11 protein-coding genes are annotated in these 12,383 nt (G+C 70.1%); 6 read left to right on the top strand and 5 right to left on the bottom strand.

The genetic code is table 11. From position 1 onward, the window contains the following. Positions 1-42: 42 nt before the first annotated feature. Positions 43-1,635, top strand: a complete 1,593-nt coding sequence (locus tag BCR55_RS07085) for an MFS transporter (protein WP_065494379.1) — start codon at positions 43-45, stop codon at positions 1,633-1,635. 45 nt (positions 1,636-1,680) lie between these two features. Here the strand turns inward: BCR55_RS07085 and BCR55_RS07080 are convergent, their stop codons facing one another. Beyond that, positions 1,681-2,277, bottom strand: a complete 597-nt coding sequence (locus BCR55_RS07080; protein ID WP_065494920.1) for a pyridoxamine 5'-phosphate oxidase family protein — start codon at positions 2,275-2,277, stop codon at positions 1,681-1,683. A 138-nt stretch (positions 2,278-2,415) separates the two neighbouring features. On the opposite strand from BCR55_RS07080, the gene BCR55_RS07075 reads away from it, so the two are divergent. From BCR55_RS07075 to BCR55_RS07065, 3 genes are all read left to right on the top strand, one after another. Beyond that, positions 2,416-3,942, top strand: coding sequence for an aldehyde dehydrogenase family protein (locus BCR55_RS07075; RefSeq protein ID WP_006401434.1), 1,527 nt, complete (start codon positions 2,416-2,418; stop codon positions 3,940-3,942). A 175-nt stretch (positions 3,943-4,117) separates the two neighbouring features. Continuing rightward, complete coding sequence (locus BCR55_RS07070; protein WP_053296681.1) at positions 4,118-4,660, top strand: hypothetical protein; 543 nt, start codon at positions 4,118-4,120, stop codon at positions 4,658-4,660. A gap of 170 nt (positions 4,661-4,830) precedes the next feature. Further along, the gene (locus BCR55_RS07065; RefSeq protein ID WP_012212492.1) at positions 4,831-5,862 is read left to right on the top strand and encodes a helix-turn-helix domain-containing protein; all 1,032 of its coding nucleotides are present in this window, start codon (positions 4,831-4,833) and stop codon (positions 5,860-5,862) included. Between the two features lie 118 nt (positions 5,863-5,980). On the opposite strand, the gene BCR55_RS07060 is transcribed toward BCR55_RS07065, so the two are convergent. Together BCR55_RS07060 and BCR55_RS07055 are read right to left on the bottom strand one after the other, a co-directional pair. After that, the gene (locus BCR55_RS07060) at positions 5,981-7,078 is read right to left on the bottom strand and encodes a glycosyltransferase family 9 protein (RefSeq protein ID WP_065494378.1); all 1,098 of its coding nucleotides are present in this window, start codon (positions 7,076-7,078) and stop codon (positions 5,981-5,983) included. Continuing rightward, positions 7,075-8,778, bottom strand: coding sequence for a thiamine pyrophosphate-binding protein (locus BCR55_RS07055; protein WP_065494377.1), 1,704 nt, complete (start codon positions 8,776-8,778; stop codon positions 7,075-7,077). The genes BCR55_RS07060 and BCR55_RS07055 overlap by 4 nt, the downstream gene beginning before the upstream one ends. A gap of 187 nt (positions 8,779-8,965) precedes the next feature. Here BCR55_RS07055 and vapB point away from each other — a divergent pair, with 187 nt between their 5' ends. Continuing rightward, positions 8,966-9,202, top strand: a complete 237-nt coding sequence (vapB, locus tag BCR55_RS07050) for a type II toxin-antitoxin system VapB family antitoxin (protein ID WP_006408845.1) — start codon at positions 8,966-8,968, stop codon at positions 9,200-9,202. Then, the gene (locus BCR55_RS07045) at positions 9,202-9,603 is read left to right on the top strand and encodes a type II toxin-antitoxin system VapC family toxin (protein ID WP_065494376.1); all 402 of its coding nucleotides are present in this window, start codon (positions 9,202-9,204) and stop codon (positions 9,601-9,603) included. The genes vapB and BCR55_RS07045 overlap by 1 nt, the downstream gene beginning before the upstream one ends. Before the next feature lie 121 nt (positions 9,604-9,724). Here BCR55_RS07045 and BCR55_RS07040 read toward each other — a convergent pair whose 3' ends face one another. After that, entirely contained in the window at positions 9,725-11,113 is a 1,389-nt protein-coding gene (locus tag BCR55_RS07040; RefSeq protein ID WP_065494375.1) for an L-serine ammonia-lyase, read from the bottom strand. A 26-nt stretch (positions 11,114-11,139) separates the two neighbouring features. Beyond that, positions 11,140-12,282 (bottom strand): alginate lyase family protein, encoded by a 1,143-nt coding sequence (locus BCR55_RS07035; protein WP_053296686.1) that lies wholly within the window; start codon positions 12,280-12,282, stop codon positions 11,140-11,142. Positions 12,283-12,383: the final 101 nt, after the last annotated feature.

The following is a 12,383-nucleotide window of genomic DNA, read 5'->3' as shown; positions in this document are numbered from 1 at the left end:
TCGCGTTGCGGCGCCGATGCGCCGGCTTTTCGAGGAGCGATGATGGATCAACCGTTTTCCGCGGTATCGCCGCGTCGGCGCGCGCTCGTGCTGTTCGCCGTCTGCGCGGCCGCCGTCGCGCTGCCGCTGTCGTTTTCCGGCGGCGCCGTCGCGACGCCGGCGATCGGCCGCGACCTGCACGGCAGCGCGGTCGCGATGAACTGGATCACGAACGCGTTCATGCTCGCGTTCGGCAGTTTCCTGATGGCGGCCGGCGCGCTGGCCGACCAGTTCGGCCGCAAGCGCGTGTTCGCGGCCGGCGTCGGCGGCTTCACGCTGATGTCGGTCGCGCTCGCGTTCGCGCCGTCGATGCTCGCCGTCGACCTGCTGCGCGCGGCGCAAGGGCTCGCGGCGGCGGCCGCGCTGGCCGGCGGCACGGCCGCGCTCGCGCAGACGTTCGACGGCGCCGAACGCACGCGCGCGTTCAGCCTGCTCGGCACGACCTTCGGGATCGGGCTCGCGTTCGGGCCGGTGATGGCCGGCTGGCTGATCGAGCACTACGGCTGGCGCGCGATCTTCGTGACGGGCGCGCTGGCCGGCGCGCTGTCGCTCGCGTTCGGGCTGCCGCGCATGCAGGAGTCGCGCGACCCGCACGCGACGGGTCTCGACTGGCCGGGCACGGTCGCATTCACGGCCGCGCTGACGCTATTCACGTTCGGCGTGATCGAGGCACCCGCGCGCGGCTGGACGGCGCCGCTCGTCGTCGCGCTGCTCGCCGGTGCGACGCTGGGCGCGGCGGCGTTCGTCGCGATCGAGACGCGCGTCGCGCGGCCGATGCTCGATCTGTCGCTGTTCCGGATTCCGCGTTTCGTCGGCGTGCAGGTGCTGCCGATCTCGACGTGCTGCTGCTACATCGTGCTGCTCGTCGTGCTGCCGCTGCGCTTCATCGGGATCGACGGCTTCAGCGAGATCGACGCGGGCTGGCTGATGCTCGCGATCTCCGCGCCGATGCTCGTCGTGCCGATCGCGGCCGCGACGCTCACGCGCTGGTGGCCGGCCGGCATCGTCTCGGGGCTCGGGCTGCTCGTCGCGGCCGCCGGCCTCGTGTGGCTCGGCGTTGCGCTGCGCGGCGGTGCGGGGGCCGCCGCGATCGCGCCGATGGTCGCGATCGGCATCGGGGCCGGGATGCCGTGGGGGCTGATGGACGGGCTCTCGGTGAGCGTCGTGCCGAAGGAGCGCGCGGGGATGGCAACCGGCATTTTCAGCACGACGCGCGTGGCCGGCGAGGGCATCGCGCTCGCGATCGTCGGCGCATTGCTCGCGGCGCTCGCGCATGCCGGGCTGCAACGCGCGGCGCCCGGCGCGCCGGCCGACGCCGTGCTGCATGCCGCCGCGCGGCTCGCGACCGGCGATCTCGCCGGCGCGGCGGCCGCGCTGCCGGGCGTCGACCGCACGGTGCTGCTCGCAAGCTACACGCATGCGTTCGACCGCCTGCTGATCGCGCTCGCGATCGTCACCGTGCTGTGCGCGGCGATCGTATTCGCATTTCTCGGTGCGCGGCAGACGGCCGACGGCACGCACGCCGACACGCGCGCGAGCCTGCCGCCCAACCGCCGCACGCGACGACCGGCATGCGCGGAAACGAACGGCCGCTGAGCGGCGCGGCCCGTTACGCGGCGCCGCGTTCGCGTGCGCGGCGTGTCACGCGAGTACGAGCGGCGGCAGCGTCGCGTCGGTGCGCGGCTGCGCGCATTCGACGTCGACGATCACATAGCGCCGCGCATCCGGCCACAGCGCGGCGAAGCGTCCCGCGTCTTCGTCGATCGTCGCGCGTCCCTGCACGAGCCACGTCGTCTGTCGGACGAAATCGACGAACAGCAGCGCGATCGCCGGGTTCACGAGCAGATTCCCGATCGTATTGAACAGGTTGTTGCCCGCGAAGTCGGGCAGCACGAGCGTACGTGCGTCGACGCACGCGACGAGCGGCGCGGGCGTGCCATCGGCGCGCGGCTGCCGGCCGCGGTACGAGCAGTCGCTGTTGCCGGCATCGTCGGAGGTCGCGACGATCAGGAACGCCTGTTCCTCGATGAATGTGATGGCGTCGTCGGTCAGCGGGGCGGGTGCATGCATGGAACGAATCGGCGCGGCGGCCGGCGAAGGACGATGCGCGATGCATACGCAAGCCGCATGCCACGCGATCGCGGCCGGCACGCAGGCGCGCATTGTGAAAATTCCGAACACCGCCCGCCCTTGCTGCGCAGCCGCAGTGTTCAGTTTCGACACAGTCGCGTACCGCATGCGTGCTAGCGCGCCGCGTGCCGTGCCGTGCGCACGTGCCGGCGCGGCGCCGCGACCGGATGGCATGCATGTTGCGTAAACGTCGACGCGCAATCCAACCGGCGCTGCACTCACAAGCACGATGAACAGGAGACATGTATGAACCCGTTTGACCTGAAGCAACTGGGCCTCGACGTCGAATATCCGTATCGTCAGCAGTACGACAACTACATCGGCGGCAAGTGGGTTCCGCCCGTGAAGGGCGAGTATTTCGAGAACGTGTCGCCGATCAACGGCCAGCCGTTCTGCCGCGTGCCGCGTTCGGGCGCCGACGACATCGAGCTCGCGCTCGACGCCGCGCACGCCGCGCGCCGCAAGTGGGGCAAGACGTCCGTGGCCGAGCGCGCGAACCTGCTGCTCGCGGCCGCCGACCGCATGGAAAAGAACCTGAAGCTGCTCGCCGTCGCGGAAACGATCGACAACGGCAAGCCGCTGCGCGAGACGATGGCGGCCGACCTGCCGCTCGCGATCGACCACTTCCGCTATTTCGCGGGTTGCATCCGCGCGCAGGAAGGCGGGATCTCCGAGATCGACGACAACACGGTCGCGTATCACTTCCACGAGCCGGCCGGTGTCGTCGGCCAGATCATTCCGTGGAACTTCCCGTTGCTGATGGCCGCATGGAAGCTCGCGCCGGCGCTCGCGGCCGGCTGCTGCGTCGTGATGAAGCCGGCCGAGCAGACGCCCGCGTCGGTGCTCGTGCTGATGGAGCTGATCGGCGACCTGTTTCCGCCGGGCGCGGTCAACATCGTGAACGGCTTCGGCAAGGAAGCGGGCGAAGCGCTCGCAACGAGCAAGCGGATCGCGAAGATCGCGTTCACGGGCTCGACGCCGGTCGGCAAGCACATCCTGCACGCGGCGGCCGACAGCCTGATCCCGTCGACGGTCGAGCTGGGCGGCAAGAGCCCGAACGTGTTCTTCGCCGACGTGCTCGACCAGGACGACGCGTTCCTCGACAAGGCACTCGAAGGGCTCGCGATGTTCGCGCTGAACCAGGGCGAGGTCTGCACGTGTCCGTCGCGGATCCTGATCCAGGAATCGATCTACGACCGCTTCATCGAGAAGGCCGTCGCGCGCGTCGAGCGCATCAAGGCCGGCCATCCGCTCGACATGCAGACGATGATCGGCGCGCAGGCGTCGCAGCAGCAGCTCGACAAGATCCTCTCGTATATCGATATCGGCCGCGGCGAAGGCGCGCAATGCCTGACGGGCGGCGAACGCACGGCGCCGGCCGCCGAACTGAACACCGGCTACTACGTGAAGCCGACGATGCTGCTCGGCAACAACAAGATGCGCGTGTTCCAGGAGGAGATCTTCGGGCCGGTCGCGTCGGTGATGACGTTCAAGGACGAGCAGGAAGCGATCGAACTCGCGAACGACACGTTCTACGGGCTCGGCGCCGGCGTGTGGACGCGCAACGGCACGCGCGCGTACCGCATGGGCCGCGAGATCGAGGCGGGCCGCGTCTGGACGAACTGCTATCACCTGTACCCGGCGCACGCGGCGTTCGGCGGCTACAAGCAGTCGGGGATCGGCCGCGAGACGCACAAGATGGCGCTGTCGAACTATCAGCAGACGAAGTGCCTGCTGGTCAGCTATCAGGCGGAAGCGCTCGGCTTCTTCTGATCGCCGCCACGCGGGCGCGGACGCACGGGCGCAAGCCGGGCAGCCGGCGGCGCGCCCGTCCGTCTCGTGATCGCGCCGCCTTTCCGGAAATCCGGCGCAGGCCGCAGCGCATCGCGTTGCAGCCCGCGCCGGCCACGACCTCGTCCGCCGCCTGCGCGCGGCGGTTCCATCCGACATGACAGACACGCCCCGTTCGCGACATCCGGTATTTCATGCAGGCGAGCTCGACGCGCATCGCCGGTTCGGCGTCGCCGACGAAGCCGAACGGATGAGCGACGTCGTGACGACGCGGCTCAGCATCGGCGTGCGGCAATTCGTCGAGACGCAGCCGTTCATGTTCGTCGGCACGAGCAGCGGCGGCGGCGCGCCGCTCGTCTGCGACATCGTGCAGGGCGGCCGCGATCCGAACGGCGAGCTGCTGCCCGTCGTTCGCGTGATCGATACGAAGACGCTGCGGTTCGCGCTGCCCGCCCGGCGCGACGCATGCCGGATCGATGCGGCGCGATGCGACGGCAGCGGGATCGGGCTGCTGTTCGTCGATTTCGTGCGCGCGATCCGCTACCGGATCAACGGTCGCGCGACGCTGCGCACCGATCTGTCCGACGCGGACGCCGCGCCCTGGCCGGCGGGCAGCCCGATCGTCGAACTCGCCGTCGCGCAGGCGTACGGCAACTGCAGCACGCGCGTCGTGCGGCTGCAGCCGGCCGCCGGCCGCTAGCCGGTGAACGTGCCGCGATGCACGTACGCACCGTGGCGGTGCGCGCGGCGCGCGCGCCGGGCGGGGCGTACGCCCCGCGCAGCGTTGAATCTCGGGCGTGGCCGCCTCGCGCGCGGTTCGGCACGGGACTTGCGTGACCGACGCGGTTCCGGCAGGTGAAGGAGAGCACGATGGATGCACGACAGGCACGTCACGACGAACCGACGGCCGAAGACACGCAGCGCAGCGCGCACGGCGACGACGCGTCGGCCGGGCAGGCGGTCGTCAGCGTCGCGCACGACGCGGACGAGCAGGCGCGCAACCTGATCGGCTGGCGACAAACCTACGACCAGCTCGCGGCGGGCCGCTTCGTCGGCACGCTGACCGAGCTGCCGCTCGACACGATGAAACTGTTTCGCGAATCGACGAGCCATGTGCTGCGCCAGGCGTGCGAAGTGCGCGGCGACGCGTACTGGTTCGGCATTCCGCTCGCCGGCGACGGCACCGCGCGCGTCGACGCATGCCGGATCGGCCCCGGCGCGCTCGCGTTCCGGCCCGGCAACGTCGAATTCGAATTGCTGACGCCCGCGCAGTTTTCGATCTACGGCGTCGTCGTGCGCGGCGAGGTGCTGCGCCGCTATGCGGAGCAGGTCGAACATCGCGCGCTCGACGAGCGGCTGTTCGCGCAGCGCGTGATACGGATCGGCGACGCGCGGCTCGCGCGCCTGTGCGCGCTGCTCGGCCGCCGGCTCGACGGCGCGGCGGCCGGCGGCGGTCCGTTGCCCGGCGCGCAGCGCGATGCGCTGCAGGCCGAGGTGCTGGCCGCGCTGTTCGACGCCTGCGCGCAGCCGGGCGACGACGGCAGCGGCGCTGCGCCCTCGACGCGGCGCTGGATCGTCGAGCAGGCGCGCGACTACGTGCTGGCGCATCGCACGCGGCCGGTCGGCGTGCCGGAACTGTGCGAGCAGCTCCACGTGAGCCGCCGCACGCTGCAGTACTGCTTCCAGGACGTGCTCGGCATGGCGCCCGCGTCGTATCTGCGCGCACTGCGGCTGAACGGCGCGCGGCGCGATCTGTGCGGCCGCGCGGCCGGCTCGGTGCAGGATGTCGCGGAAGCGTGGGGATTCTGGCATCTGAGCCAGTTCGCGACCGATTACCGCCGGCTGTTCGGCAAGCGGCCCTCCGATACGCTGCGCGAGCGCGACGCGCTCGCCGCCGGGTGATACACGCGCGGGCGCGCGTATCGGCCGCAACGGTCACGTCGCGCGGCTCGCGCGCAGCGTCGCCGTCGTGCGTGCTGCCGATCGCGTTGCGCACGCATCCGGCCGCTGCCGGTGCGCGCTATGCCGCCGCCGTCCGCGCAGCCGGCCACGGCACCGCATCCCAGTCGAGCGCGCCGTAGGCCGCATCGATCGCCGCGATGTCGTCGGGCTGCTCGCTGCGATGCAGCCCGCGCAGTTCGGCCGGCACCTCGAGTTCGATCGACACGCAATGCGGGTAGTCGCGCACGCGCAGTGCCGGCTCGATTGTCGTGAAGCACGCGACGCTCGGCACATCGAAGCCGGCCGCGACGTGCAGCGCGGCCGTGTCCGGTGCGAACAGCAGGCTCGCGCCTTTCACCCAGGCGATGAAGCGCGCGGTGTCGCCGGCCGCCTCCTCGCTCACGTCGACGTAGGCCCGATGCGCGACCGCCCCGAACCCGACCACCGGTAACCCGTAGCGCTGCGCGAGCCGATCGACGAGCATCGCGCGCCGGGCCGGCGGCACGCTGCGCACCGCGGTGCTCGCGTCCGCGCAGAACAGGACGTAAGGCCGCCGCCATGCCGCCGGCAGCGCGGGGAGCTGCAGCCGCGCGAGCCAGCCGTTGCGCTTCGCCGATGGCGGCACGGCGGCAGGCTCCGCACCGAGCGCATCGAGGAAGAAGTCGATCATCGGCATATGCGCGAACGCCGGCCAGTACAGGTGATTGCCGATGTCGATGCACGGTGTGTGCGCGGGTAGCGCGTCGGCTGCGCACGGCAGCGCGCGCGTCGGCGCGACGACGTCGGCCGCGAGCGCATAGAGCGCCTCGACGTAGCGCGGCGCACGCGCGGGCCGATACAGCGTGAAGCGCAGGTCCGGATGCGCTTCGCGCAGCGCGGCGAGCGCGGTCAGTCCGATCACCGAATCGCCGAGCGCGACGCCCATCCCGTTGATCACGTGCACCTGCGTCGCGCGACTGTAGTCGAGCCGGAACGGGCGCTGCGCGGCATGCAGCAGCTGCAGCGCCGGCGCGGCCGGCACGTAGCCGGTCGCGCGCGCCATGCCGTGCTCGAGGTCGTACGGCGCGACGAGCGTGCGGTCGGGCGCGAGCAGCGTGCCGGGAAACGCGAGCGCCGCGTCGTGCGACAGCGCGGCGGGGGCGGCGGCGGCCGGCGCGGCGAGCGTGGCCACCATCATGCGCCGCGCGCGCGACGGCCTTGCTCGCGGATCTGTTCGAGCGTCGCGGCCGGCGTGCTCGCGTCCTGCGGAATGCGGATCTCGATCAGCGCGGGCAGCCCGCAGGTCAGCGCGCGGTCGAGCGCCGGCGCGAATTCTGCCGTGCGCACGACCGTCTCGCCATGCGCACCGAACGCGCGCGCGTACGCCGCGAAGTCGGGGTTCGTGAGGCCCGTGCCGTGTACGCGGCCCGGATAGTTGCGCTCCTGATGCATGCGGATCGTGCCGAAATGCCCGTTGTTGACGACGATCACGACGATGTTCAGCCCGTACTGCATCGCGGTCGCCAGTTCGTTGCCGGCCATCATGAAGCAGCCGTCGCCGGCCAGCGCGACCACCGCGCGCGACGGATGGAGCGACTTCGCGGCGAGCGCGGCCGGCACGCCGTAGCCCATCGCGCCGCTCGTCGGCGCGAGCTGCGAGCGGAAGTGCCGGTACGCGAAATGACGATGCAGCCAGATCGCATAGTTGCCCGCGCCGTTGGTCACGATCGCATCGTGCGGCAGCCGTTCGCGCAGCTGCACCATCACGTCGCCGAGCTGCACGTCGCCCGGCATCGGCAGCGGCGCATGCCACTCGCGGTAGGCGCGGTGCGCGTCGGCGGCCGTGCCGGCCCACGGAAGCGGCGCGGGCGGCTCGAGCGCGGCGAGCGGCGCGGCGATCTCGGGCATCCCCGAGACGATCGGCAGGTCGGCTGCATAGACACGGCCGAGCTCGTCCGCGCCCTGATGCACGTGGATCAGCGTCTGCCGCGTCTTCGGGATGTCGAGCAGCGTATAGCCGCCGGTCGTCGCTTCGCCGAGGCGCGGGCCGAGCACGAGCAGCAAGTCGGCGTCGCGGATGCGCTTCGCGAGCGCCGGATTGATGCCGAGCCCGACGTCGCCCGCGTAGTTCGGATGCGCGTTGTCGAACGTGTCCTGATACCGGAATGCACAGCCGACCGGCAGCTGCCAGCGTTCGGCGAACGTGCGCAGGTTCGCGCAGGCCTCGGGCGTCCAGCCGCTGCCGCCGACGATCGCGAACGGGCGTTCCGCGCGCGCGAGCCGTTCGCGCAGCTCGTGGATCTGGGCCGGCGACGGCGCGGCCGCGACACGCTTGGCGGCGGGCACCGGCGGCTGCGGCGCGCACGCGTCGGACAGCACGTCTTCCGGCAGCGCGAGCACGACCGGCCCCGGCCGCCCGGACGTCGCGACGTGAAAGGCGTGGCTCAGGTATTCGGGGATGCGGCGCGGATCGTCGATCTGCGCGACCCATTTCGCCATCTGGCCGAACATCCGGCGGTAGTCGATTTCCTGGAACGCCTCGCGGTCGAGATGCTCGCGCGCGCACTGGCCGACGAACAGGATCATCGGCGTCGAATCCTGGAATGCGGTATGCACGCCGATCGACGCGTGCGTCGCGCCGGGCCCGCGTGTGACGAACGCGATGCCGGGGCGGCCGGTCAGCTTGCCGACCGCTTCCGCCATGTTCGCCGCGGCCGCCTCGTGGCGGCAGACGACCGTCTGGATGCGCGCAGTGTCGTCCGCGAGCGCATCGAGTACGGCGAGAAAGCTCTCGCCCGGCACGCAGAACACGCGTTCGACGTGATTGGCGAGCAACGCATCGACGAGCAGTCGCGCGCCGGTGGTGGCGGGCTGCTCGAGATCCTTGGAATGCGACATGGGCTGCCGTCTCCCTGGGTAGCGGGACGTACAGATTACGCTCGTTGGCGGGGCTACGGTATGCCGGCCGATGAAAAGTGTCGGAACACGGGAGGGCGCAAGCGGCGTCGTGTACACACATGGATTTACATTGGACGAAGAATGACCTAATGTACATCCATCGTACATCCGTAATGGGAGAGATGACATGCATACCACCCGGGTCTTCCGGAATGGCAACTCGCAGGCGGTGCGGATTCCTGCGGATCTTGCTTATGAGCGCAGCGATATCGAACTCGAAATCGAGCGTGTCGGTGACGAAATTCGCATCCGGCCTGCGCGGCGGCCGCTGACCGGCGTGCTCGGCAAGTTCGCGAAATTCGGGCCCGATTTCATGGCCGAGGGGCGCGGCGATCAGGAACAGGCCGAGCGCGAGGGTTGGTGATGCCGCGCTACATGCTCGACACCAACATGTGCATCTATCTGATGAAGAACCAGCCGGAGCAGGTCGCGCGGCGTTTCGCGCAGTGCTACACGGGGGACGTCGTCATGTCGGCGGTCACCTATGCGGAGCTCGAGTACGGCGTGACGCTATGCGCCAATCCGGCCCGCGAACGCCGCAATCTCGCCGCGCTGATCGAGGATATCCCGGTGGCGCCGTTCGACGGAGCGGCTGCGCAGGCATACGGCCCCATTCGAGAGGCGACGCGCGAACGCAAGAAGGATCATCTCGACAAGCTGATCGGCGCGCACGCCGTATCGCTCGACGTCGTGCTGGTGACCAACAACGAGCGTGATTTCGCGAGTTATCCGCGCTTGAGGCTGGAGAACTGGCTGATCGGCTAGCACGCGGACATCGCGGCCAGCCGGTTCGAACGGTCGCGACGGCGGCCGGCGCGCGACGGCCCGCCGATGTAAGGCGGGCGCGTATCGCGCGGTCGGGGCGAGCGGCCGCGACGGCCGCCGCTCAGCACTCGACGATGTTCACGGCCAGCCCGCCGCGCGACGTTTCCTTGTACTTCGTCTTCATGTCGGCGCCGGTTTCGCGCATCGTCTTGATCACCGAGTCGAGCGACACGTAGTGCGAGCCGTCGCCGCGCAGCGCCATGCGCGCCGCGTTGACGGCCTTCACCGATGCCATCGCGTTGCGCTCGATGCACGGAATCTGCACCATCCCGCCGACCGGGTCGCACGTGAGGCCGAGGTTGTGTTCCATGCCGATCTCGGCCGCATTCTCGACCTGGCGCGGCGTGCCGCCGAGCACCGCCGCGAGCGCGCCGGCCGCCATCGAGCAGGCGACGCCGACTTCGCCCTGACAGCCGACTTCCGCGCCCGAAATCGACGCGTTGAGCTTGTACAGAATGCCGATCGCGGCGGCCGTCAGCAGGAAGTCGATCACGCCCTGTTCGTTCGCGCCCGGCGTGAAGCGCGTGTAGTAATGCAGTACGGCGGGGATGATGCCGGCCGCGCCGTTGGTCGGCGCGGTGACGACGCGCCCGCCTGCCGCGTTTTCCTCGTTCACCGCGATCGCATACAGGTTGATCCAGTCGACCATCGACAGCGGATCCTGCAGCGCCCGCTCCGGGTTGCCGGTCAGCGCGCGGTACAGCTGCGGCGCGCGGCGCTTCACCTGGAACGGGCCCGGCAGGTTGCCTTCGGCGTCCGGGTTGCCGATGCCGCAGCCGCGCGACACGCACGACTGCATCACGGCCCAGATCTTCAGCAGGCCGTCGCGCGTCTCCTGCTCGGTATGCCACGCACGCTCGTTTTCCCACATCAGCTGCGCGATCGACTTGCCGGTCGACTCGGTCAGCGCGAGCAGCTCGGCGCCGGTGCGGAACGGATGCGTCATCTGTTCGGCCGCGCTCAGCACCTTCGTGTTCGGTGCGCCGGCCGTCACGACAAAGCCGCCGCCGACCGACAGATACGTGCGCTCGGCGAGCACCGCGCCGTTCGCGTCGGACGCGCGCAGCTTCATCCCGTTCGGGTGTTCGGGCAGCGCCTGCCGGTAGAACGCGATGTTCTCCTTCAGCACGAACGGCACCGGGCGCTTGCCGAGCAGCGCGAGCTGCTTCGACGTGCGCACCTGCTCGAGCCGTGCGCCGATCGTGTCCGGATCGACGGTGTCGGGCGCGTCGCCGAGCAGGCCGAGCATCACGCCGCGGTCGGTGCCGTGACCCTTGCCGGTCGCGCCGAGCGAACCGTACAGCTCGACCTTCACGTGCGCAGTCGCGTCGAGCAGTCCGTCGCGCTCGAGGCCCTGGACGAACATCAGCGCTGCGCGCATCGGTCCGACCGTATGCGAACTGGACGGCCCGATGCCGATCTTGAAGAGGTCAAACACGCTGACTGCCATTTGAATTCCTGCCTTGCGATAAAAAACTAGCGCGCCTGCAACGGCAGGCACGCGGCGAGCCATGCGGGCGGCGTTGGAGAAAGCTGCTGCGCGACGCGGGCGTAGCGTCCATCGAGCCGCGCAGCGAGATGAAACAGTTCGGTGGCGTTTTTCGGGTCCCACTGCCCCGTGTAGCCCGGCAAGCCGGCCTCGCGACGCTTCGCATCGAACGGTACCGTCGAATGCACGAATTCTTCGTGCGTCTTCTCGCCGAGCGCGTACGGTACGAGCCAGTCGAGCGCCGCGGCGAGCGTCGCGCCGTTCGTTCCGCGCTCGCGCAGCCAGTTGCGGTTGAAGCGGCGCGCGGCCAGCGCCGCCGTGACGAGCGGCTGCAGATCGTAGACCGCATAGTGCAGCGCATCGCGTTCGCCGAAATCCGAGGTCGCGCCGTCCGGGCCGATGTTGTCGGCCAGATGCTCGACGAACAGCCGCTGCGCGGCGTTCATCATCTTGCGGTCGCCGAGCGTGAACGCGGACAGCGCGATCAGCTTGATCCGATGACTCTGCCAGTTGTTGCGCCAGATGCCGGTGAGCGGCCGCTTCTGCGCGTCGATCTGCGCGACATAGCCGGCGCCGAGCTTCGCGATGAACGCCGACGTCGCGTTGCGCGTCTTCACCGGCAGCGCGCTCGCGGTCATGTCGTACGCGAGGATCAGACTCTCGAAGCGCGTCTCGTCGATCGGATTGAAACTCGGTTGATACGTCGAAACCCACGCGGACAGGAACCGGTCAACGAGCTGCAGATACCGCGGCGTATTCGTCACGCGCCAGGCGAGCGCGGCGTCGCGCATCAGATCCATGTCCTTCAGTGCTTCGACACTCTGATCGTAGATCCCCTCGTGCGGCAGCGTGCCTTCGGTGTGCACGCGCGCCATCGCGTGCGGCTGCTCGCCGATGCGCGCGTCGACGCTGCGGATCAGCGCCTGCACGCCCGGTTCGGCATGCGTCGTCTCGCTCGCCTGCAGGGCAGGCGCCGCGCAGAAATTCATCGCCGCGTGCGCGCTGCCGGCCGCGCCGAAGCCGGCAGCGGCAAGCGACAGCGACGCGGCGAGCGTCGGCACGAAGCGGCCGGCGCGCATGCGGCGCTGCGTCTGCGTCGCGTCGTGGCCCGGAAACATCGGACGCACCATACGGAACTCCTCGTTTGGCTGGATCGCGTGATGTTAGCCGGATTGGCGGACGAATGTGAGGCGGATCGGCCTGCGGCGCGCGCCCCGCACGCTGCGCGCGG

The sequence above is a fragment of the Burkholderia sp. CCA53 genome, from assembly GCF_001685525.1.
GTDB lineage: Bacteria > Pseudomonadota > Gammaproteobacteria > Burkholderiales > Burkholderiaceae > Burkholderia > Burkholderia multivorans.
Note: the sequence above shows the minus strand (reverse complement) of the source record. Positions and strands in the feature narration are given on the sequence as shown.